Origin of the sequence: Massilia varians, from assembly GCF_027923905.1 — a bacterium.
GTDB lineage: Bacteria > Pseudomonadota > Gammaproteobacteria > Burkholderiales > Burkholderiaceae_D > Telluria > Telluria varians_B.
Genome location: NZ_AP026966.1, coordinates 3,439,913 through 3,461,209, shown reverse-complemented (window position 1 = coordinate 3,461,209; position 21,297 = coordinate 3,439,913). Strand labels below are relative to the sequence as shown.

20 protein-coding genes are annotated in these 21,297 nt (G+C 64.6%); 14 read left to right on the top strand and 6 right to left on the bottom strand.

Translation table 11 applies throughout. The features are described from left to right. Window positions 1-15: 15 nt before the first annotated feature. Window positions 16-2,175, bottom strand: coding sequence for a TonB-dependent receptor (locus MasN3_RS15510; RefSeq protein ID WP_281908327.1), 2,160 nt, complete (start codon window positions 2,173-2,175; stop codon window positions 16-18). A gap of 113 nt (window positions 2,176-2,288) precedes the next feature. Between MasN3_RS15510 and MasN3_RS15505 the strand changes: the two genes are divergently transcribed. Beyond that, window positions 2,289-3,449, top strand: a complete 1,161-nt coding sequence (locus MasN3_RS15505; protein WP_281908326.1) for a PepSY-associated TM helix domain-containing protein — start codon at window positions 2,289-2,291, stop codon at window positions 3,447-3,449. A gap of 240 nt (window positions 3,450-3,689) precedes the next feature. Continuing rightward, window positions 3,690-5,138, top strand: coding sequence for a Ppx/GppA phosphatase family protein (locus tag MasN3_RS15500; RefSeq protein ID WP_281908324.1), 1,449 nt, complete (start codon window positions 3,690-3,692; stop codon window positions 5,136-5,138). Here MasN3_RS15500 and MasN3_RS15495 read toward each other — a convergent pair. Further along, window positions 5,119-5,595, bottom strand: coding sequence for a SixA phosphatase family protein (locus MasN3_RS15495; protein ID WP_281908322.1), 477 nt, complete (start codon window positions 5,593-5,595; stop codon window positions 5,119-5,121). The two genes, MasN3_RS15500 and MasN3_RS15495, sit on opposite strands and share 20 nt — an antisense overlap. Then, a complete protein-coding gene (gene ppk1, locus MasN3_RS15490) occupies window positions 5,561-7,717 on the bottom strand; it encodes a polyphosphate kinase 1 (RefSeq protein WP_281908320.1) in 2,157 nt (718 codons plus the stop codon). Before ppk1 ends, MasN3_RS15495 begins: the two co-directional genes overlap by 35 nt. A gap of 152 nt (window positions 7,718-7,869) precedes the next feature. On the opposite strand from ppk1, the gene lepB reads away from it, so the two are divergent. Next, window positions 7,870-8,538: a signal peptidase I gene (gene lepB / locus MasN3_RS15485; RefSeq protein ID WP_281908318.1), complete on the top strand. Its 669-nt coding sequence runs from the start codon at window positions 7,870-7,872 to the stop codon at window positions 8,536-8,538. Between the two features lie 221 nt (window positions 8,539-8,759). Beyond that, on the top strand, window positions 8,760-9,941 hold the full coding sequence (locus MasN3_RS15480; RefSeq protein ID WP_281908315.1) for a multidrug effflux MFS transporter: 1,182 nt from the start codon (window positions 8,760-8,762) through the stop codon (window positions 9,939-9,941). Between the two features lie 25 nt (window positions 9,942-9,966). Here MasN3_RS15480 and smpB read toward each other — a convergent pair whose 3' ends face one another. Further along, entirely contained in the window at window positions 9,967-10,416 is a 450-nt protein-coding gene (smpB, locus tag MasN3_RS15475) for an SsrA-binding protein SmpB (protein ID WP_281908314.1), read from the bottom strand. 108 nt (window positions 10,417-10,524) lie between these two features. Between smpB and MasN3_RS15470 the strand changes: the two genes are divergently transcribed. From MasN3_RS15470 to MasN3_RS15460, 3 genes are all read left to right on the top strand, one after another. Then, window positions 10,525-10,956: a type II toxin-antitoxin system RatA family toxin gene (locus MasN3_RS15470; protein ID WP_281908313.1), complete on the top strand. Its 432-nt coding sequence runs from the start codon at window positions 10,525-10,527 to the stop codon at window positions 10,954-10,956. Further along, on the top strand, window positions 10,949-11,257 hold the full coding sequence (locus tag MasN3_RS15465; RefSeq protein WP_281908311.1) for an RnfH family protein: 309 nt from the start codon (window positions 10,949-10,951) through the stop codon (window positions 11,255-11,257). Before MasN3_RS15470 ends, MasN3_RS15465 begins: the two co-directional genes overlap by 8 nt. Window positions 11,258-11,404: 147 nt before the next feature. Further along, entirely contained in the window at window positions 11,405-12,592 is a 1,188-nt protein-coding gene (locus MasN3_RS15460) for a GGDEF domain-containing protein (protein WP_281908310.1), read from the top strand. Window positions 12,593-12,596: 4 nt separating this feature from the next. On the opposite strand, the gene MasN3_RS15455 is transcribed toward MasN3_RS15460, so the two are convergent. Then, window positions 12,597-13,106, bottom strand: a complete 510-nt coding sequence (locus tag MasN3_RS15455) for a DUF4124 domain-containing protein (protein ID WP_281908309.1) — start codon at window positions 13,104-13,106, stop codon at window positions 12,597-12,599. A gap of 159 nt (window positions 13,107-13,265) precedes the next feature. Between MasN3_RS15455 and guaB the strand changes: the two genes are divergently transcribed. The 4 genes from guaB (at window position 13,266) to MasN3_RS15435 (ending at window position 17,754) form a co-directional block, all read left to right on the top strand. Beyond that, a complete protein-coding gene (guaB, locus tag MasN3_RS15450; RefSeq protein WP_281908307.1) occupies window positions 13,266-14,726 on the top strand; it encodes an IMP dehydrogenase in 1,461 nt (486 codons plus the stop codon). Window positions 14,727-14,798: 72 nt separating this feature from the next. Further along, window positions 14,799-16,409: a glutamine-hydrolyzing GMP synthase gene (gene guaA, locus MasN3_RS15445; protein ID WP_281908305.1), complete on the top strand. Its 1,611-nt coding sequence runs from the start codon at window positions 14,799-14,801 to the stop codon at window positions 16,407-16,409. Between the two features lie 254 nt (window positions 16,410-16,663). Further along, window positions 16,664-17,203, top strand: a complete 540-nt coding sequence (locus MasN3_RS15440; protein ID WP_281908303.1) for an Arm DNA-binding domain-containing protein — start codon at window positions 16,664-16,666, stop codon at window positions 17,201-17,203. After that, entirely contained in the window at window positions 17,200-17,754 is a 555-nt protein-coding gene (locus MasN3_RS15435; protein WP_281908301.1) for a tyrosine-type recombinase/integrase, read from the top strand. Before MasN3_RS15440 ends, MasN3_RS15435 begins: the two co-directional genes overlap by 4 nt. On the opposite strand, the gene MasN3_RS15430 is transcribed toward MasN3_RS15435, so the two are convergent. Then, entirely contained in the window at window positions 17,737-18,396 is a 660-nt protein-coding gene (locus MasN3_RS15430; protein ID WP_281908300.1) for a hypothetical protein, read from the bottom strand. The two genes, MasN3_RS15435 and MasN3_RS15430, sit on opposite strands and share 18 nt — an antisense overlap. Before the next feature lie 314 nt (window positions 18,397-18,710). Between MasN3_RS15430 and MasN3_RS15425 the strand changes: the two genes are divergently transcribed. The 3 genes from MasN3_RS15425 (at window position 18,711) to MasN3_RS15415 (ending at window position 21,253) form a co-directional block, all read left to right on the top strand. Then, window positions 18,711-20,012 (top strand): pilus assembly protein TadG-related protein, encoded by a 1,302-nt coding sequence (locus MasN3_RS15425; protein ID WP_281908297.1) that lies wholly within the window; start codon window positions 18,711-18,713, stop codon window positions 20,010-20,012. Window positions 20,013-20,172: 160 nt separating this feature from the next. Beyond that, window positions 20,173-20,652 carry a TadE/TadG family type IV pilus assembly protein gene (locus tag MasN3_RS15420; protein WP_281908295.1) on the top strand — a complete coding sequence of 160 codons (480 nt, stop codon included), beginning with the start codon at window positions 20,173-20,175 and terminating at the stop codon, window positions 20,650-20,652. Further along, a complete protein-coding gene (locus MasN3_RS15415; protein ID WP_281908293.1) occupies window positions 20,639-21,253 on the top strand; it encodes a TadE/TadG family type IV pilus assembly protein in 615 nt (204 codons plus the stop codon). The genes MasN3_RS15420 and MasN3_RS15415 overlap by 14 nt, the downstream gene beginning before the upstream one ends. Window positions 21,254-21,297 lie beyond the last annotated feature (44 nt).

Sequence of the window (21,297 nt, the reverse complement as noted above, 5' to 3'; positions counted from 1 at the left end):
TCGACCAGGCGGCGCTCAGAAGTCGAGCGTCGCCGACACCACTACGCTGCGCGGCGCACCCTGCACCAGGTAGCCGAAGCCCGGATAGCCGCCCGCCGAGGCCCAGTAGTTCCTGTCGGTGAGGTTGTCGATGCGGGCGCGCAGGGTGAGGTCGCGGTCCATGAAGCGCATCAGGTAGTTCGCCCCGATGTCCAGGCGCGACCACGAGGGCAGCTTCTGGGTGTTGGCCGCATCCGCGTACTGGCTCGCGGTGTACAGGGCGCGCGCGTTGATCGACAGGCCTTGCACGCCCGGCACGTCCCAGTCGGCGCCCAGGTTCAGCTGGGTGCCCGGCACGCCGATCGCATCCTTGCCGTCATGCAGGCCGCCGGCGCTGCGGCGCTGCTCGGCTTCCAGCAGCGTCAGGCCGCCCAGCAGGCGCAGCCCACGGGCGGGCAGGCCGTACACGCTCAGCTCGAGGCCGCGGTTGCGCTGTTCGCCGAACACGCCGAAGCGGCGCTGAGCGACGTAAGCGCTCGGCTGGGAGGTAGTGAACACGGCCGCGCTCAATCCGAGCTTGCCGCCGTCATACTTGACCCCGATTTCCTTCTGGCGCGAGACGAAGGGCGCGAACACCTCGCCCTGGTTGACGATGTCGGTGCCCGCCGCCACCGGGCCCTGCTGCATGGCCTCGCTGTAGTTGGCGTAGACCGACACCCCCTTCAGGGGCTTGTAGACGATGCCCGCCACCGGCGTCACTTCGCTCTCGTCATAGCGCGCATTCGGCGCGCCGGTGTTGTAGTCGTAGCCGAAGCTCTTGATGGTCTGGTGGCGCGCGCCCACGGTCACGAGCAAGCGCTCGTCCATGAAGCCCAGGGTATCGGCCACGGCAAAGCTAGACAGAATTGCCTTGCTGGTCAGGAGCGGGGCGTTCATGTTCCCGCCGGTGAAGAAGCTACTAGCCGGCGCTGCCGCATCGCGCGGCGCATAGATGTTCGAGGCGAAGCCGGCGAAGTCGCTCATGCCGTAGGCATTCTTCGACTCCGAATGAAAGCCCGACACCGAAGCGCTCAGCTTGTGCGAGACCGCGCCGGTGTGCAGCTCGGTGCGCACGCCCAGTTCGCCGGTGCGCACCTTGTCTTCCCGCGTGTTGTCGAAACGGGTCATGGTGGCGTCGCCATTGGCGTCGGTGACGGTCGGCGAGGAGATGATGTTGAATTCGTCGCCGGTGCGCGTGCCGAGCGCGGCCCAGGCCACCGCGCCGCCCGGCAGGTCGACTTCGCCGCGCAGGGTGCCGAAGGTGTCGCGCTCGCCGGAATAGGTCCAGGGCTGGGCGTAGTTGCTGTCGCTGCCTGGCGCCGCGACGATCGGCACGCCGGCCGCCACCGTCACGCTCGGGCGCGCGCCGCGCAGCTGGTGGTCCTGGTGGCCGAGGTCGGCCGACAGGCGGTAGCCGCTCCCGCGATAGTCGACGCCCACCGAGAACACGCTCAGTTCGCGGTTTTCGCGAGCGATCGCGGTGTCGCCCTCGCGCCGCGCCGCGTTGACCCGCACGCCGAGGCGTCCGTCGGCGCCGAAGCGCTTGGCCAAGTCGGTTGCGACATAGGCCTGGCCGCCGGTCTCGACGCCCACGGTCAGCTGGGTCAGCGGCGCGTTCGGCGCCCGCTTGGGCAGCAGGTTGATGGCGCCGCCGATGCCGCCGCCGCCCGGCGCCGCGCCGTTCACGAAGCTGTTCGCCCCGCGCAGCACCTCGACACGCTCGAGCAGTTCCGAGGCCACAAACTGGCGCGGCAGCAGGCCGTACAGGCCGTTGTAGGCCAGGTCGTCCGAGTTGACGGCGAAGCCGCGGATCACGTACAGCTCCTGGTAGTTGCCGAAGCCGCGCGCCACCCGTACGGAAGGATCGTTCTGCACCACGTCGGCCACGCTGCGGGCCTGCTGGTCCTGGATCAGCGCCTGGGTGTAGTTCATGGAATTGAACGGGGTGTCCATGATGTCCACGTTGCCGAGCAGGCCGAGGCGGCCGCCGCGCGCGACCTGGCCGCCGGCATAGGCGGAGGGCAAGCCCTGGCTGGATGCGTCGGCCGAGGCGGTGACGACGACGGTGGCAACCGGTTCGTTGACAAGCGTGTCCTGGGCTTGCGCGGCCAGGGCGGCAATGGCGAGGGCGATCGGGGACAGGCGAAGCAGTTTCATCGTGCAGGCTCGTTTTTCTTAATGAGAATGATTGTCATTCTATCCGTTTCGGCTTGCACGTGTAAATGAGAACGATTATTATTTGCCACACTCCACGATTTTCCCGTCTTCCTATGTCCCCCACCAAGCTGCGCCTCTGGAGCTGGATCCACAAATGGAGCAGCCTGGTCTGCACCGTCTTCATGCTGCTGCTTTGCCTGACGGGCCTGCCGCTGATCTACCACCACGAGATCGGCCACCTGCTTGGCACCGACGTCGAAGCTCCGGCCATGCCGGCAGATACCCCACGCGGCAACATCGACGCGGTGCTGGCCTCAGCCAAGGCGCTGTATCCCAACAAGATTGCGATGTACATGTCGCAGGAAATCGACGAGCCGGCGATCTGGAACGTCACCCTCGGCGACCACCCGAACGACGAGCACTACAAGCCGATCGCGGTCGACGCCCGTACCACGCGGGTCATCACCGAACCGGCTTTCGAGGGCGGCGCCTTCATGTCGACCATGCTGCGCCTGCATGTGGACCTGTTCGCCGGCCTGTATGGCCAGCTGTTCCTCGGTTTCATGGGCTTTCTCCTGATCGTCGCGGTGGTCAGCGGGGTGGTGCTGTACGCCCCCTTCATGCGCAAGCTCGACTTCGGCGAGGTGCGCCGCGAGCGCAGCCGGGTCATCAAGTGGCTCGACCTGCACAACCTGCTGGGCATCGTGACCATGGTCTGGGTGCTGGTGGTGGGCGCCACCGGCATGGTCAACACCTGGGCCGACCTGCTGCTGAAGTACTGGCAGAACAACGAACTGGCCGAGATGCTGCAGCCCTACGCGGGCCAGCCGCCGGTCACCAGGATGTCCTCGATCCACGACGCCATCGTGCGCGCGGAAAACGCGGAGCCGGGCATGAAGGTCGCGTTCGTGGCCTTCCCGGGCACGCCCTTCAGCAGCCCGCACCATTACGGCATTTTCATGCGCGGCGAAGAGGCCTTCAGTTCGCGCCTGTACAAGCCGGTGCTGATCGACGCCGCCACCGGCGAGATCACCGACCGCCGCCAACTGCCCTGGTACCTGACGGCGCTGCTGCTGTCGCAGCCGCTGCATTTCGGCGACTACGGCGGCCAGGCCATGAAGCTGTTGTGGGCCTTGCTCGACATCGCCACCATCATCATCCTGGGCAGCGGCCTCTACCTGTGGCTCAAGCGCAGCCGCAAGACCCGCGCCGTCAAACAGGACAAGGCGGCCGTCCATGAGCCGGCCCTGGCCCGTTCCACGGAGGCGCCATGATCCGCAGCCGCCGCCGGATCTGGGCCATGCCCCTGTTGCTCGCCGTCCTTACCGTGATCGGGCTGCTCGCGGCCCTGTTCGGCGACGGGGTCTGGGACCTGGTCTCCAGCGTGACGCTGGGCGCGCCGGTCGCGGTGGGCGCATGATTCGGGCTGCGCCGGCAGCGCGCGCGCCGCTAGGGCTGCCGGGCGCGCCTCCGAGGCTGTATACTTCGCCCACACCCACAGCGAAAGAGCGCCTATGTTTGCAGCAGTGGACCTGGGGTCCAACAGCTTCCGGCTTCACATCGGCGAGCCGGCGGGCGGGCGCATGCACATCGTGCGCACCGCGCGCGACCCGATCCGCCTGGCCGCGGGCCTGGACGCCGACAACATGCTCCTTGAACCCGCCATCCGCAGCGCGGTGAAGACCCTGCAGGACTTCCGCGCCATCCTGGACGGCTACACGCTGGATGCGGTGCGCGTGGTCGCCACCAACACCCTGCGCGTGGCGCGCAACGCCGAGCAAGTGCTGCCGCGGCTGGAGGCGGCCATCGGCTATCCGATCGAGGTCATTTCGGGCGAGGAAGAAGGGCGCCTGATCTACATGGGCGTGGCGCGCGCCATCGACAAGCCCGACGAGCGCCGCCTGGTGATCGACATCGGCGGCGGCTCGACCGAAGTCATCGCCGCCATCGGTCCCGAGATCACCCTGGTCGAGTCCTTCGGCATTGGCACCCATCCGCAGGCCGCCGCCTTCTTCGCGGACGGGCGCATCACGCCGGAGGCCTTCGACGACGCCGTCACCGAGGCGCGCGCCCGCTTCGAGGATGCCGCCGACCTGTACAAGGCGCAGGGCTGGGATGCCGTCTATGGCTCCTCCGGCACCATGCGCGCCATCAACGAGGTGATCGGCAGGAACGGCATCGGCGACGGTTCCATGTCGCAGGCCAGCCTGCACGCCCTGCGCGACATCCTGCTGGCGCTGGGACACGTCGAGGCCTTTACCATGCCGGGCGTCAAGAAGGACAGGGTGCCGGCGATGGTGGGCGGCCTGACGGTCTTGATCGGCCTGATGCAGGAACTCGGGCTGCAGCAGCTCACCGCGATCAACGCCGGCCTGCGCCTGGGCGTGCTGTCCGACCTCGAGCTGCGCGCCAGCCGGCTTGACCGGCGCGACGCCGCGATCCGCGCCTGCATGCGCCGCTTCGGCGTGGACAGCCAGCGCGCGCTGCGCACGGCGAAGATCGCCGCAAGCCTGTACGAAGCGCTGGAGCCGGTCGACGCGCAGCCCTACCTGTGCTGGAGCGCCATGCTGCACGAAGTGGGCCTGCAGATCTCGATGACCGGAGCGCACAAGCACGGCGCCTACATCGTCGAACACGCCGACCTGCCAGGCTTCACCACGCGCGAGCAGCGCCTGATGGCGAGCCTGATCCTGGGGCAGAAGGGCAATCTGCGCAAGATCCGCGATGCGCTGGGCGCGCCCGACGTGGCCAAGGCGGTGCTGGCGCTGCGCATGGCGGTGGTGTTCATGCATGCCCGCGCCGACGGGGACCTGGCCGGCCTGGGCCTGCGCATGAAGGGCCGCATCGAGCTGGAACTGCCGGCCGGGCTGCTCGACAAGCATCCGACCCTGGCGCCGTGGCTGCGCAAGGAAGAGGGCGCGTGGAACGAGGTCGGCGTGCCGTTCAGCGCAGCTGTCCGATGAAGTCCGGCCCCACCACCAGTTTCACGTAGGGCAGCCCGTCGCTGTTCTTGTGCGTGATCCAGAACACCCCCGCCTTGCGGATGCGCCAGTCCTGCTTGCCGCCGCAAAGCACCATCGAGGCCACCTGGCCGAGCAGCGGCTGGTGGCCGACGACCAGCACCGGTTGGCGCTGGCCCGGCCAGCCGGCCGCCTCGATGATCGCTTCCGCACTCGCATCCGGCGCCAGGCTGTCGACCAGCTTGTAGTTGCGCCCCAGCGCCTCCACCGTCTGCACGCAGCGCCGGGCCGGGCTGCTCAGCACCCGCACATCGTCCGGCAGCTGGCGCTGAAGCCAAGCTCCGACGCGCGCGGCGTGGCGCCTGCCCTTCGGCGTCAGCGCGCGCCGCAAATCGCCTTCGTGATCGCCCTCGGCCGCGTGCGCTTCAGCCTCGGCGTGCCGCCACAGGATCAGGTCCATGCTCGTTCTCCTTGTTGGTATGCAGGCCCGCGCCGAGCGTCTCCATCAGGTCCTGCTGGGCGCTGAGCAGCTTCTGGCCTCCACGGACTTTCTTGCGGCGATAGCGCCCGTCGCTGCCCAGTTCCCAGGCGTTGACGTTGTCCTTCAGGTAGGGATGCAGGCCTTCGCGCAGCACGCGGCGCTTGAGCGCGGGCGAACGGATCGGGAAGGCGACTTCCACGCGCCGGAACAGGTTGCGGTTCATCCAGTCCGCGCTCGACAGGTAGATGTCGTGCTTGAGGTTGTTGCGGAAGTAGAAGATGCGCGTATGTTCCAGGAAGCGCCCGACGATCGAGCGCACCCGGATCGTCTCGCTCAGGCCCTTCACGCCGGGCCGCAGCGCGCAGGCGCCGCGCACGATCAGGTCGATGCGCACGCCGGCCTGCGAGGCCTCATACAGCGCCCGGATGACCGACTCGTCGGTGAGCGAATTCATCTTGGCGATGATGCGCGCCGGCTTGCCGTTGCGCGCGATCGCCGCCTCGTCGCGGATGGCGCGCACGATCTCCTTCTGCAGCGAGAACGGCGCCAGCCACAGGCTGGTGAGCTGCTTCGGGCGCGTCAGGCTGGTGAGATGGATGAAGACCTCGTTGACGTCGGCGGTGATCTCGTCGTCGCAGGTGAGCAGGCCGAAGTCGGTGTAGAACTTGGCGGTGGTCGAGTTGTAGTTGCCGGTGCCCAGGTGGGCGTAGCGGCGCAGGCCGTTCTCCTCGCGGCGTAGCACCAGCGCCAGTTTCGCGTGGGTCTTCAGGCCGACCACGCCGTAGACCACCTGGGCGCCGGCCTGCTCGAGACGCTCGGCCCAGTTGATGTTGGCTTCCTCGTCAAAGCGCGCCATCAGCTCGACGATGACGGTAACTTCCTTGCCGCGCCGGGCGGCGGCGATGAGCGCTTCCATCAGGTCGGAGTTCATGCCGGCGCGGTAGATGGTCTGCTTGATCGCCGCCACGCAGGGGTCGTTTGCTGCCGACTGGATGAAGTCGATCACCGGCTGGAAGGATTCGAATGGATGGTGCAGCAGCACGTCCCCCTTGCGCAGCACGGCGAAGATGTCCGGCCCTACCAGGCGCGCCGGGAAGCCCGGCGTGAACGGCGGGTACTTCAGGTCTGAGCGCTCACTGGTGTTGGCGATTTCCAGCATGCGCCCGAGGTTCACCGGGCCGTCCACCGCGAACAGGCGCGCCCGATCGATCCCGAACTGCTCGAGCAGGAAACCGGACAGGTGCGGCGGACAGGCGCGGCCCACTTCGAGGCGCACCGCGAAGCCGTAGTTGCGGCTGTGCAGTTCGCTCTGCAGGGCCTGGCGCAGGTTCTTGACTTCGTCCTCGTCGACCCACAGGTCGCTGTTGCGAGTGACGCGGAACTGCGAATACGAGAGCACCTCGCGGCCGGTGAACAGATCGGCCAGGTGGGCCTGGATCACCGAGGACAGCAGGCAGTAGGATTCACCCTTCTGGTCGGACAGCTCGCCGGGCAGGCGGATCACGCGCGGCAGCACCCGCGGCGCCTTCATGATGGCGATGCCGGTGCCGCGCCCGAAGGCGTCCTTGCCGGCCAGTTCGACGATGAAGTTCAGGCTCTTGTTGACCACCCGCGGGAAGGGGTGGGCCGGATCGAGCCCGATCGGGGTCAGCAGCGGGCGCACCTCGCGGTCGAAGTAGTTCTTGACCCAGGCGCGCTGGGCGGCGTTGCGCTCGCCGCGGCGCAGCATGTGGATGCCGTTCTCTGCCAGGCGCGGCAGGATCTCGTCGTTGAACAGCTTGTACTGGCGCTCGATCAGCGACCGGCATTCGAGGCTGGCGCGTTCCAGGGTGCTGGCCAGGGCGAGCGGGATGCCGCTATGGCCGGCCTCCATCTGGTGCTGGGCCAGCAGGCTGGCCACGCGCACCTCGAAGAATTCGTCGAGGTTGCCCGACACGATGGTGAGAAAGCGCAGCCGCTCGAGCAGCGGAACGGCGGGATCCTCGGCCTGGGCCAGGACCCGCCGGTTGAACTCGAGCAGCGACAGCTCACGGTTCAGGAAGGCGCCGCCTTCGGGAATGCTCCTGGCGTCGGCTTCCAGGGCCTTGTGTTTCATATCCATGGGTCTGCGTCGTAGTCTCGGCGCAGGCAGTGTAGTTGGCGAATATGACAATGTTGTTACACGCAGGCGCGCGCTTGACATTTAAGCATGCTTAAAGGCTGGGCGCGTATAAAGCTTCTCATCATCAATCATAACAAGTGGAGCATTGCGAGATGAAAGCCTTCGTGCGCGCCAACAAGGGTTTCCTGATGTTCATGCTGTTGTTCGGCGTCTTCCGCACCGCGGTGGCCGACTGGAACCCGATTCCCTCCGGTTCCATGCGGCCCAACCTGCTGGAAGGAGACGTGGTGCTGGTCAACCGCCTGGCGTACAACGTCAAGCTCCCGCTCACCGACCTGGTGCTTGCGCGCACCGGCGAGCCGCGCCGCGGCGACGTCGTCACCTTCTCCTCGCCGACCGACGGCACCCGCCTGATCAAGCGCATCCTGGCCCTGCCGGGCGACCGCGTCGAGATGCGCGACGAGCGCCTGACCATCAACGGCGTCGAATCGCAGTACTCGCTCGAGGAAGTGGTGCAGGAAGCGACCGAGGAGGGCCGCCTCATGGAGGCGCTGCGCATGAACGAAATGGTCGACGGCCGCCGCCACCGCATCCAGGTGCTGCCGCAGCGCGAGGTGCTGCGCGATTTCGGCCCGGCGACGGTGCCGCCGGACGCCTACCTGGTGCTGGGAGACAACCGCGACAACAGCGCCGACTCGCGCTACATCGGCTTCGTGCCGCGCCACCTCCTGATCGGACGCGCCGAGCGCATCCTGGTCTCGGCCGACTACCAGGGCAACTGGATGCCGCGCACCGAACGCTTCGGCCAGTCGCTGCGCTGACCAAGCCGGGGGTCAGGTCTGACATTCGGACACGGGCTGAGCGCTACCATCGTGCTACACACGAGTCCGTGTCTCGATGTCAGACCTGACCCCCTCGGTGCTGGCGCCGGCGCCTCGGCCATTTTGGCGGGGCGCCGATTTGTTTTTTAGAAACCCAGTACAATTGCGTCCCCCCGGACGCTTGCCCCTGCAGTGCCGGTCCCGAACCACAAGGCACTGCCATGCAACGACTCCTCACCACCATCCTCGCCTGCCTCGGCATGACCGGGGCCCTCGCGATCGATACCTACCTGCCTTCGATGCCGGCGATCGGCGTCGACTTCGGCGTCGGGCCGGTGGCGGTGCAGCAGACCCTGAGCGTGTTCCTGTTCACCTTCGCGCTGATGATGCTGTTCTACGGTACGCTGTCGGATTCCTTCGGGCGCCGCCCGGTGATCCTGGGCGCGCTGGCGGTGTACACGCTGGCCTCGGTCGGCGCGGCTTTTGCCCCGACCTTCGGCTGGCTGCTGGCCTTCCGCGCGCTGCAGGGCCTGTCGGCCGGCGCCGGTTCGGTGATCGGCCAGGCCATCGTGCAGGACCGCTTCGAAGGCGCGCAGGCGCAGAAGATGATGTCGCACATCATGATGGTATTCGGCCTGGCGCCGGCCATCGCGCCGGTGCTGGGCGGCTGGCTGCACGTGAGCTTCGGCTGGCGCTCGAGCTTCATCTTCCTGGCCCTGTTCGGCGCCGCGATGATCGTGCTGGTGCTGCGCATGCTGCCGGAGAGCCTGCCGGCCGGGAAACGCCAGGCCTTCCATCCGGCGACGATCGCCGGCAACTACCTGATGGTGCTGCGCAACCCGCAGTTCGTCATGCTGTCGCTGGCGCTCGGCCTGGTGTTCGGCGGCCTGTCGCTGTACATCGGTTCGGCGGCCAACTTCGTGATGGAGATCCTGGGTCTGCCGGAGACCGCCTTCGGCTGGATGTTCATCCCCCTGATCGGCGGCATGGTGGCGGGGTCGGCCTGGGGCGGCAGGCGCGCCCACAAGGCGCCCACGGGGCGCCTGCTGTGGATCGGCTACGCCGTGATGGCGCTGGCCTCGGTGCTGAACGTCGGCTACAACGCGCTGTTCCCGGCCAGCGTGCCCTGGGCGGTGCTGCCGCTTGCCGTGTTCACTTTCGGCCTGGCCGTGGCCATGCCGGGCATCCAGTTGACCGCGATGAGTCTGTTCCCACGCAACCGCGGCCTGGCGGCCTCGATGGTCGGCTTCATCCAGATGATGTCGTTCGCGCTGGTGTCCGGCCTGGTGGCGCCGCTGCTGTTCGGCAGCGCCCTGAAGCTGGCCAGCGGCGCGGCCGTCGGTGTCGTGCTGAGCTTCCTGATGTGGCGCCTCAGCCGGCGCTTCGTGGCGCCGGCCGCCTGAGAACAGGGCGGCGCGGCTGCCCCGGTCAGCGGCGGTGTGTTTTCATCGCCGCGGCAACCTCGCGCTTGGCGTCGCGGTCTTTCTCGGTGGCGCGCTTGTCGTGCTGTTTCTTGCCCTTGGCCAGGCCGATCTCGCACTTCACGCGGCCGCCCTTGAAGTGCAGGTTGAGCGGCACCAGCGTATAGCCGGCACGCTCGACCTTGCCGACCAGCTTGTCCAGCTCGGCGCGGTGCAGCAGCAGCTTGCGGGTGCGCAAGGCCTCGGGGTGGCTGAAGGCGGAGGCCGTGGTCAGCGCGCTGATGTGGGCGCCGAACAGGAACAGCTCGCCGTTACGCACGACGACATAGGCTTCCTTGATCTGTACCTTGCCTGCGCGGATGGCCTTGACCTCCCACCCCTCCAGTACGATGCCGGCTTCATACCGGTCCTCGATGAAGTAGTCGAAAAAAGCTTTTTTATTGTCAACAATACTCATGAAATAGCGAAAATCCGCGTCTCGGTTAAACTACTGCTGTGGCGCAGGCAGTACACACTGCGTGGCGCAAAATGCAACTCGTCCAACATCATAACAAACGGTTGACCAATGGCAGTAGTACACAAATCAGTTTTTCTCGGCTATAGCACAGAGCAAATGTTCGACCTGGTCGCCAAGGTCGAAGATTATCCGAAATTCCTTCCCTGGTGCGGCGGCGTGAAAGTGCTCGAACGAAGCGACGACAAGCTGGTGGCCAGCCTGCAAATTAATTTTCACGGCGTAAAGCAAAGCTTCACCACCTCGAACCATAACAACCGCCCGACCCAGATGAAGATGCACCTGGTCGACGGTCCTTTCAAGATGCTGGAAGGCACCTGGACCTTCAAGCCGCTGCGCGAAGACGCCTGCAAGGTCGAACTCGACATGCATTACGAGTTCTCGAGCATCATCCTGGAACAGATCATCGGCCCGGTGTTCGGCATGATCGCCAACACCATGGTCGATTCCTTCAGCAAGCGCGCCGAGGCCGTCTATGGGTGAGGGCGTGCAGGTCAGCGTCTGCTACGCGAGCGCGCACGGGGAATTCCTGCGCCCCATGACGGTCGCCCCCGGCACCACGATCGGCCAGGCCATCGAGATGAGCGGTGTGCTCGAAGCGTATCCGGACATCAACCTGGCCACCCAGCCGGTGGGCATCTACGCGAAGAAGAAGACGCTCGACACCGTGCTGCGTGAGCGCGACCGCATCGAGATCTACCGGCCGCTGGTGGCCGACCCCAAGGATTCGCGGCGCAAGCGCGCGGCCAAGAAGACGGGCACTGCCGCGCCGCCGGCCGCCTGAGGCAGGGCGCCGACGTCGGATTGCATATTTGCTCAGTTGTAAAATTCCGACCGGGCAAATTCTAGGGCCTGCTTCGCGGTATGATAGAGCCCGCTTCGAAGCCATCCGCCGCCGCTCTTTCCGTTCATGCTGATTACCATAAGCCTGTTGTTGGTCACTACCGCGATGTCCGCGGTGATGCTGCTCGTCCTGACCTCGCTTGCCGACAGCAGGGTGGCCGGTATTCGCGAATGGGCGCAGGCCAATGGCGTGGCGGTGATCGCGCTGCTGCTGTTCGCGGCGCGCGACGTGCTGCCCGATCTCTTCACCATCGAGCTTGCCAACGCGCTGCTGCTCCTGACCGCCAGCCTGATGCTGGCCGGCTACCGGCGCTACCTCGGCCTGCCGGTTCCCTGGCGCCTGCTTCTAGGTGGCGGCAGCGCCGCCTTCGCCGCCGTGGTGGTCTTTCATTACTTCCATCCTTCGCTGCCGCTGCGGGTGGTGGCGATGTCGGCCTTTCACGTGGCTGTCTGCTTCGGCATTTATGCCAGCCTGCCGCGGGTCGCCGAGGGCCGCCTGCGCTACCCGAATGCCTTCAGCCGGACCGCCGCCTGGCTGCTGGGCGTGGGACATTTGTGCCGCGGCGGCTTCTACGCCTTCGTTGCCTACCAGCCGGCCTCGCTTCTGCAACCCGACCTCGCCAACCTCACCTTCTTTGCGATCGGCACCCTGGCCATGCCGGCCTTGAGCCTGGGCGCGGTGATGCTGGCCAATGCGCGCGTGCTGACCGAGACCGCCTACGCGGCCGAGCATGACCACCTGACCGGCGCACCCTCGCGCCGCGCCTTCTTCGACATGGCCGAGCGCGAGCTGGCGCGGGCGCGCCGCCACGGCAGCGGGCTGGGCCTGCTGCTGATGGATGCCGACCATTTCAAGCGCATCAACGATACCTATGGCCATGGCGTCGGCGACGAGGTCCTGCGCGACCTGGTGGCGCGCACCCGCGAGGAAATCCGCAAGGTCGACTACTTCGCCCGGCTCGGCGGCGAGGAGTTCGGGGTGCTGCTGCCGGACGCCTCGTTCGACACTACCCGCGCGGTCGCCGAGCGCCTGCGCGCCGCCCTCGACCGGCCCGCAACAGGCCTGCCGTCGGCGCCGGGGGCGGCCTATACGGTCAGCATCGGCCTGGCGATGCTGGAAAAGGGAGAGGACTTCGCCGCGCTGATGCGCCGTGCGGATACGGCCCTGTATGCGGCCAAGGCCGGTGGGCGCAACCGGGTGGAGGTGGCGCCCAGGCTTCATCCCGAACCCGTGCGCCCGTCCGGCGGCGCCCAGGTGATCCGGCTGCGCCGCTAGAGGATCATCGGCACTGCGCCAGTGCCTTGTTGACGCGGGCCAGCTGGGCGCTGCGCTCTTCGTCCGTCAGAAAGCTGCGTTCGCCTTTCGCATCGAACTTCGCGATGCGCACACCCGATTCCACCTGCGCGCGCATCTGGCGCGCATCCCGGCAATGCTCGGCCAGGTCACGGCGCCGTTGGGACTCGGCGGCTTCCTTCTTTTCCTGTTCCTCGCGCAGCCTGGCGCGCGCAAGATAGTCCTCCTCGCGCTGCGCCAGGGTCTTGGGACCCTTGGCAGGGGCGGGTGCATCCGCGGCAGGTGCGGCATCGAGCGCGGCGGGCGGCACGGGCGGCGCGGCCCGGCCCGGCGCCTTGAGGATCTTGTGCGGGGGCGTCGACGGCGGGGGCGGGCGGTCGGAAAAGTGACGCACGCCGTTCGCGTCGATCCAGGAATACTGGGCGTGCGCGACGCTGCCGCCGAGCAGCAGGGCAGTGGCGGCAAGCAGGCGGAAAAAAGAGGACGGAGACGGCATAAAGTTTTCCTTGGGTAACAAACGGATTTCGCCATGCTTCGCCGGCGCTGTCAATCGCGGCTGTTCCATGCCGTGATTTCACCGGCAAATTTAGGCATGGCTGCGACAGTTTTTCGCCGTTTCTGTATAATTCACTTTTGCGCCTATAGGAAAATCGTTATGCGTCTCCTCCAAAAAGCACTCACCTTCGATGACGTGCTGCTCGTCCCGGCCTATTCCAACGTTCTTCCGGCCAACACTTCCCTTCGCACCAAACTGACCAGGAACATCACGCTGAACATCCCGCTGCTGTCGGCTGCGATGGACACCGTGACCGAAGCGCGCCTGGCGATTGCGATGGCACAGGAGGGGGGCATCGGTATCATTCACAAGAACCTGCGCCCGGCCGACCAGGCCCGCGAGGTGACGCGCGTCAAGCGCTACGAATCCGGCGTGCTGCGCGACCCGATCACCATTCCTCCCACCATGAAGATCCGCGAAGTGCTGGCGCTGTCGCAACAGCACGGCATCAGCGGCTTCCCGGTGGTTGAGGGCAAGCAGGTGGTCGGCATCATCACCAACCGCGACCTGCGTTTCGAGGAAGACCTGGACGCCGAGGCGCGCGCCAAGATGACCCCGCGCGAAAAGCTCGTCTACGTCAACGAAGACGCCGACACCGAGGAAGCCAAGCGCCTGATGAACAAGCACCGCCTCGAGCGCGTGTTGGTTGTCAACGAAGCCTTCGAGCTGCGCGGCCTCATCACCGTCAAGGACATCCAGAAATCGCACGAGCACCCGCTGGCGTCGAAAGACTCGCAGGGCAAACTGCTGGTCGGCGCGGCCGTGGGCGTGGGCGCACGCGACGAGGAGCGCATCGAACTGCTGGTGGCCGCCGGCGTGGACGTGCTGGTGGTCGACACCGCGCACGGCCACTCGCAGGGCATCCTGGACCGCGTCAAGTGGATCAAGGACCGCTTCCCGCACGTGGACGTCATCGGCGGCAACATCGCCACCGCTGCCGCCGCCAAGGCGCTGGTGGAATACGGCGCCGACGCGGTCAAGGTCGGCATCGGCCCGGGCTCGATCTGCACCACCCGCATCGTGGCCGGCGTCGGCGTGCCGCAGATCACCGCGATCTCGAACGTGGCCAAGGCGCTGGAAGGCACCGGCGTGCCCTGCATCGCCGACGGCGGCATCCGCTTCTCGGGCGACATCTCCAAGGCACTGGCTGCGGGCGCGCATACCGTCATGATGGGCAGCATGTTCGCCGGCACCGACGAAGCACCGGGCGAGACCATCCTGTACCAGGGCCGCACCTATAAATCCTACCGCGGCATGGGCAGCCTGGGCGCGATGGCCGAAGGCTCGGCCGACCGCTACTTCCAGGAAGCCTCGAGCAAGGCCGATAAGTTCGTCCCGGAAGGCATCGAAGGCCGGGTCGCCTACAAGGGCAGCGTGCTCGCCATCATCTTCCAGCTGGTCGGCGGCGTGCGCCAGTCGATGGGCTACTGCGGCTGCACCACGATCGAAGAACTGCGCGAGAAGGCCGAATTCGTCGAGATCACCTCGGCCGGCATGCGCGAATCGCACGTGCACGACGTGCAGATCACCAAGGAAGCGCCGAACTACCGTTCGGAGTAAACCATCCATGAAGCGCGGCCCGAGGGCCGCGTTTTCGCATTACCCGATTCACCATCTATCGTTGCCCACCACATGCATTCGAAAATCCTCATCCTCGATTTCGGTTCCCAGGTTACCCAGCTGATCGCGCGCCGCGTGCGCGATGCCGGCGTGTTTTCCGAAGTCTTCCCGTATGACGTCAGCGACGAATTCGTGCGCAACTACGGCGCCTCCGGCATCATCCTGTCGGGCAGCCACAACTCCACCCTGGAAGGCGATTCGCCGCGCGCGCCGCAGGCCGTATTCGAGGCTGGGGTGCCGGTGCTGGGCATCTGCTACGGCATGCAGACCATGGCCGCCCAGCTCGGCGGCAAGGTCGAGAACGGCAAGCTGCGCGAGTTCGGCTACGCCGAGGTGCGCGCCCGCGGCCATACGGCCCTCCTGAACGGCATCAACGACTTCGTCACCGATGAAGGTCACGGCATGCTGCGCGTCTGGATGAGCCACGGCGACAAGGTGCTCGACATGCCGCCGGGCTTCAAGCTGATGGGTTCCACCGACAGCTGCCCGATCGCCGCGATGGCCGACGAGGACCGCCGCTTCTATGCGCTGCAGTTCCACCCGGAAGTCACCCACACCACGCAGGGCGAAGCCATCATCGGCCGCTTCGTGCACGAGATCTGCGGCTGCAAGTCGGACTGGAACATGCCCGACTACATCGGCGAAGCCGTGCAGAAGATCCGCGAGCAGGTCGGCACCGATGAAGTCATCCTGGGCCTGTCGGGCGGCGTCGACTCGAGCGTGGCCGCAGCCCTGATCCACCGCGCCATCGGCGACCAGCTGACCTGCGTGTTCGTCGACCACGGCCTGCTGCGCAAGGACGAGGGCAAGATGGTCATGGACATGTTCTCGAAAAACCTCGGCGTGAAGGTGCTGCGCATCGATGCCGAAGACCAGTTCATGGGCCACCTGGCCGGCGTCACCGACCCGGAGCAGAAGCGCAAGATCATCGGCCGCGAGTTCGTCGAGGTGTTCCAGCAGGAAGCAGGCAAGCTGACCAACGCCAAGTGGCTGGCGCAAGGCACCATCTATCCGGACGTGATCGAATCGGCCGGCAAAGGCAAAAAAGGCCAGACCATCAAGAGCCACCACAACGTGGGCGGCCTGCCGGAGACCTTGAACCTGAAACTGCTCGAGCCGCTGCGCGAGCTGTTCAAGGACGAAGTGCGTAAACTCGGCGTGGCGCTCGGCCTGCCGCACGACATGGTCTACCGTCACCCGTTCCCGGGTCCGGGCCTGGGCGTGCGCATCCTGGGCGAAGTCAAGAAGGAATACGCCGACCTGCTGCGCGAAGCGGATGCGATCTTCATCGAAGAGCTGCGCAACACGCCGTTCGAGCTGCCGACGGTCAGCGGCATCGATCCGGGCAAGGCGCCGACCAACTGGTACGAGGCAACTAGCCAGGCCTTTGCCGTGTTCCTGCCCGTGAAATCGGTGGGGGTGATGGGCGACGGGCGCACCTACGAGTACGTGGTGGCGCTGCGCGCGGTGCAGACGCTGGACTTCATGACGGCGCAATGGGCGCATCTGCCGCATGCGCTGCTGGGGAAGGTGTCGAATCGCATCATCAACGAGGTGCGTGGATTGAATCGCGTCGTGTATGACATTTCGGGGAAGCCGCCGGCGACCATCGAGTGGGAATGATTCGCAGCTCAGCAGCAAATTGCACGAAGTAAGACTAAGCCCCTGATTTCAGGGGCTTTTTTGTTGGCAGCGCTTGGCAGTATCGGGCAGGGTAGAGCAACAACGTTTGATGGTATCGACTATGGATCACGTGGACTGCCATACCATGTTGCCGGTTTCATTCAAACGTGGTATCGCCAATAGCCAAGTAATTGATTTTGATAAGGAAAACGGCGTGCAAAAGGGTGTCTTCAATAATGGTACCGGAGGCTTCCATGCTGACAGATGCCGGGCTGCGCGCCCTGAAGCCCAGGGACAAACCCTACAAGAAGGCGGACCGCGACGGCCTCTACGCGTACGTCACCCCGTCCGGGACAATCTCGTTCCGCTTCAACTACGCGATCAACGGCAGGCAGAAGACGCTTGTTCTTGGTCGCTACGGACCCGGCGGGACCAAGCTCAGCGAAGCCCGGGAGCTTCTGATGGAGGCGAAGGCGTCTCTGGCCGCGGGACGTTCCCCTGCCCGCCAGAAGAGCGCCACAACGGCGCGGCGGCGCGATGAAGAGTCGTTCGGTCAGTGGGCAGCAGAGGGGCTGGCCAAGTACATGATGGCGGAGTCCACTCGTGACATGCGGCGATCCGTTTTCGAGCGCGACCTCGCGAAACCGTTTGGCAGGCTGAAGCTCGAGGAGATCACACCGGACGAGTTGCGCGGGCTGTGTAACCGTATCGTTGGGAGGGCGCACCGGCCACCGCAGTTCACGCACGCGAGATCGTCATGCTCGTTTTCCGGTATGCGTGTGACCGGGGCATGAAGCTGCCAAATCCCGCTGAGGAGATTCGCCCGAGCAGTATCGCCAGGTTTCAGCCACGCGACCGCGCCTTGAGCGAAGAGGAGATCGGACTACGGTTCAGGTACCTCGAAGAGGTATCGACTGGCCCGACGATCCGCCTTGGTGTGAAGCTTCTGCTGCTGACGATGTTGAGGAAGTCGGAGATGGGAGAAGGTACCTGGGATGAAGTGAATTTCACGAACCGCGTCTGGGTCATCCCGGCCGCTCGCATGAAGCGGCGCAAGCCCCACAATGTATATCTCTCGACACAGGCGCTGGACATTTTGGTGGCGCTGAAGACGTGCGCCGGCGGATCGCGCTACATATTCCCGTCGAGGTACGATCGCGACGAACCGATGAGCAAGGCGACGATGAACCGGGTGACGGTGGCCGTGCTGGAGATGGCGCAGGCAGATGGCGTCCCGCTGGCGCCGTTCACGCCGCATGATTTCCATCGGAGCCGGCGTCGAACTCGGCGTGCGGTCTCACCCAGCTACTGCACGCCACGTCGGACTTCACCCACGACTGGATGACGGAGGAGTGGAGCACCGCTCCCGGGGCGTTCCCTGGTTTTCAGTAGCTTGCTGACCGACAGCCCGGGTAGCACGCAGTTGTTGCCGATCGATGAGAATGAGCCTCAGCCAGGCGAGCACGGCCGAGGTCCAGAACATCCACACCGCGACCCCGATCACTAGAGGATGCGGCGGCCAGTCCATTGTGACGAGCCCGGCAATCAGTCCGGCACAGAGCACCGACAAGGAGGTGGCAGGACTTGTGCGGCAAAGCGCAAGTTGGGACCAGGGAAAAAGGAACAGAAACATGACATAAGGGAAGAGCGGTGTGGCCCATCCAGTCCCTGCGGCAATGGCTCCGATATACCCGGTGCTTGCCAGGAATAATAAGGCAAGCAAGAAGGACGGACTAAGAAGTTTTCCAACTGCGTCTTCGGGTCCTTGATGCTCGAGTGCGATGCCGCCTCGCCAGTAGTTGGCGATTCTCCGATTCATCAGCATCATGGCGGCCGCCCCGACAAGCCCGCTGACAATGAGCGCAGCAGGTTTTGCTCGTACAAGGAACAGGCTGCTTAACAGCAAGATGAAACCGAAGGAAATGCACAGGAGCGCGCTGAATCCAGCGTTACGTAAGTGACGATTCCGTCTGTAGTCCCCGTGCATGCCGCGTCTCTCCTCTGTTGCTATGCGTGCGAGGATTTAGCTTGACAACATTTTGCTCTTCATTGTTGCTCTATGTCATTTTCAGCTCATTCGTTGTCAGTTTCCGCCGGGGTAGTCTGTCAAGCCTTGCGAGAAGCGAAGGGCATTGCAGCGAGCGTGCCCTTGTGGTTGGCACCACGACATGCCTGCCGAAGGAATGGGATCGCATCGCGACCTATACCCAGTCAAGTTGTGCGAAGTCAACTGAATAGCGCCAACGACTATTAGACTTGCTGATAGGTACTGGCACGCAACGGATTTCCAGAGGAGGCAGAATGGGAATGGGTAAGAGCGCGTCCCTGGTGCGTCCTGGTCATGTGGCCTTCAAGCATCCGGGCCGTGAAGATGGCGCTGTGGCGGTCATGGCCATAGGGGCCATCATCATAATCTGTGGCTTTTGTAGCCTGGCTCTCGATCTTTCCCGAGTCTACAACCGGAAAATGGAATTGCAGAGTGTGGCGGACGCCGCTGCACTGCACGCCGCAGTCGAGCTCGATGGCACGAAGGTCGGGCTCACGAAAGCAGTACAAAAGGTAAGCTCGTATTTCGGGATACCTGTCAGATTCGGCGGCCCCAGCTATGGTTATATCGCGGAACCGATGGTCTGGAGCAATGATGCCATCAAATTTGCCACCACACCCGACGGACCGTGGCTATCGAGCAGCGAGGCAGCTGCGAAAAGCGTTCCGAATGGCCTTCTGTACGTACAGGTCGATACTCGTGGTCTCGATCCGTCTTACGGTGAGGTGCGGACGTTCTTCCTGCCAGTCGTTTCGAAGGACGGGACGTTCACATCGACCAGTGGACGCGCGATCGCAGGGCCTTCTGCAATTGGCGTAGTGCCGTTCGGCATATGTGCAATGCATCCTGATGAGAAGCACGATCGCAATGGGGAGCTGGAGGAGTTCGGGTTTCGGCGCGGTGTCAGCTATGACCTCATGCAACTGAACCCCGAGGCTGCGGGAACAGGCCAGACCTTCCTGCTCCATCCATTTGGCGGCCCCGGCTCGACGAGTACATCGGCGAGCGATTTCGGTATCGTCGCACCTGCCATATGCACCGGGATGATGGGGGTTGCAAGGTTGACGGGAGGAAGAGTTCCCGTTACGAGCCCATTTCCCCTTGAGAATTATTTTCGTCAATTCAATTCGCGCTTCGATTCCTATACTGCGCCTTGCGATCCCGAGACCGCCCCACCCGACAAGAACGTGAAACCTTATGACGTCAAGAACGACGGAGTGCCCTGGATGGAGACGACGCCCGCAGTGCAGGCATCGGTGTACGAGGACACGATCAACAGGAAGCGCTGGACGGTTGCAGGACCCTTACCATCGCCGGGAGGCACGGTAGCCGAGGCGTACGGCCCACTGTGGTCTTACGCCAAGGCCGTAAAGTATGCCGCAACGGCACCCGCCGGAGGCTACGCCGTCTACGGTACATCGAACTGGAAAGACCTGTATACCCCTGGGCAACCGAAGGCGAAAAGCAGCTATCCGTCCTCGACTCCTTACCAGACCGGGGGGCGACGTACGGGCTCTCCCCCAGCCGGACAGGCGTGGCAAACAGACGAGTACTGAATGTTCCCTTGCTTGCCTGCCCTGTGTCGGGGAACAGGGCAACTGTAAAGGGAATCGGCAGGTTCTTCATGACCGTGCAGGCGGATGATAAAAGCCTGTATGCCGAGTTCGCGGGACTGGCCGCAGAGCAGACTTTGCACACCCGAGTGAGGCTTTTCCAATGAAGACATCTTTCTCCCGTTGTTTCCGGCGGACCGAGCAGGGAAGCGTTGCCATCGAGGCAGCAATCATCCTGCCGATACTGATCCTGTTCCTGGCGGTCCCCATTTTCCTGGCCCGCATATTCTGGTACTACAGTGTGGTCGAAAAGGCCGCACACGACAGTGCACGCTTTCTGTCTCAAGCGTCGAAGGTCGAGATCTTCGGGCCAGGAAATGGCGGAAAGCCGGGTGTCGTAGGGCTCGTGGAGGGAATCATCGACGCGGAACTCGAGGAGATCAAGCCGGGAGTGGAAATGTTGCCTCCTACAATTCTGTGTGGAGGCTACACTTGCGGCGGAGAGAGCGCTCCTGCGGACGTGCGCGTAGCGGTCAGGATACTCGTGCGTGACGAGATGTTTGCGCCAGTCACCAATTCTATCTTCGGGGAAGACGGGCTGCGCCTGACAGCAGACGTCACGATGCGCTATGCGGGCAATTGAACAGCTCTCCAGACTGCATTCGAGGTGCAGAAAACAGCGCGGTGTTGCCGCTGTGGAGTTCGCACTCGTCGCCCTTGTTTTCTTTCTGCTCTTCTTCGGAATAGTCGAGACGGCACGCGCGATGTATATCATCAATACATTGCAGGAAGTGACGCGTCGTGCCGCCATGTTGGCTGCCAATGCTGACTTCAGCAAGGAAGCAGTGATGCAGAAAGTGCGGGAGCAGGCCATTTTCCGTGACTCACCGGGTTTCCTTGTCTTTGCTCAACCAGTCACCGACAGACACATCGCGATTGACTACATGTGGATTCGGAAAACCGGGAACAGCCTGGCCATGGTGCCGATCCCGTCAGGCTCCTTGCCCGCCAGTCCGGAAGTCAACTTCGCGAACTGCCAGGGCAATCCATACAGCGATCGCTGCATTCGTCTGGTGCGCGTCCGTGTCTGCGAAACCGCCAGTGCCGATGACTGCGAACAGGTCGGGTACCAGAATCTGGTTTCGATGGTTCCGTTCACGTTCGGCCTGCCTGCATCCGTGACGGTTGTGCCTGCCGAAACACTGGGTTTGCCTGCAGGGGTAGCTCCCTGCGAATGCATCTGAGTGTCGGAGTGGTGTACCGGCCCGACCAGACAAGCGCTCGTTGC